At 47.6% G+C, this 845-nt stretch carries 2 pseudogenes; both read right to left on the reverse strand.

What is annotated here, in order from left to right:
- Positions 1-568, reverse strand: a pseudogene (locus A9165_RS16440) (WYL domain-containing protein); the annotation flags it as partial.
- Between the two features lie 54 nt (positions 569-622).
- Positions 623-845 (reverse strand): annotated as a pseudogene (locus A9165_RS16445) (hypothetical protein); the annotation flags it as partial.

Consider the following 845-nt stretch of genomic DNA (forward strand, 5'->3'; position numbering starts at 1 on the left):
TCATCCTAATTGTCGCCGAACACGGGGCAATAATACGGCTTTCTTCATCCGGGCTAGTCAGCGACACATAACCCATATCAATCTTTTTACCGTCTCGTGCGGCTTGTACCAGTGCCCGCAGAATATCCGGGTTTACCTGACGCAGTGGTGGCGTGAGCATTTCGGTATGGGCAAAGCCTAAATCAAGCTGGCTAAAGGTGTGGGCAAAATCTTTAGTGCTGGCCAGCGCATGCAGGTATTCATCGGCTAAGCCGCTGGTGACTTTGGGGGTAAAATTGGCAGCTGGTTTATAACCTTTTAGCTTACCGTCATACACCAGGTTACCCGGCGCAATATCGCGCAAATAGGCATTAATATCTTTTGATGCCTGCTGGCGCGCGATACCAAAGCTATTACATAAATGATTCGTGGTTAAACGGCCTTCCCATAGCGCGACAATTTCAATTAGCCGGTAACGCATTAACAGCTCCCAGCGCAGTGGCCAGCCGCTAGCAACTAAACAGCTGTTGGCCTCAGGGTTACTATTGTTATCTGTCGAAAGCGGTTGCTGCGGTTGAGGGTTTTGCATCTAAACTCCTGTAAAATGTGTCTGCTTAGCATACACATCTGCAATCAATACGTTTTAGGCGTTATCCGTTGCTGCATTTAAGGTAGCAACCGGGCAGGGTAAATTAAACTGTTTTAAAATGGCTTGCTCTGCCGCTAACCACTTACTGAAGTTATCAATCTTTAAGCCATAAGGAATGGCCAGCACATAATACTCGTAGGCCAGATAAACCAAATCAGCATAGCGCCAAATACGCCCAGCATACCTGAGGGATCCCCACAAATTGCTCCCCCAAATT

Source organism: Alishewanella sp. HH-ZS (genome assembly GCF_001704375.1).
GTDB classification, from domain to species: domain Bacteria; phylum Pseudomonadota; class Gammaproteobacteria; order Enterobacterales; family Alteromonadaceae; genus Alishewanella; species Alishewanella aestuarii.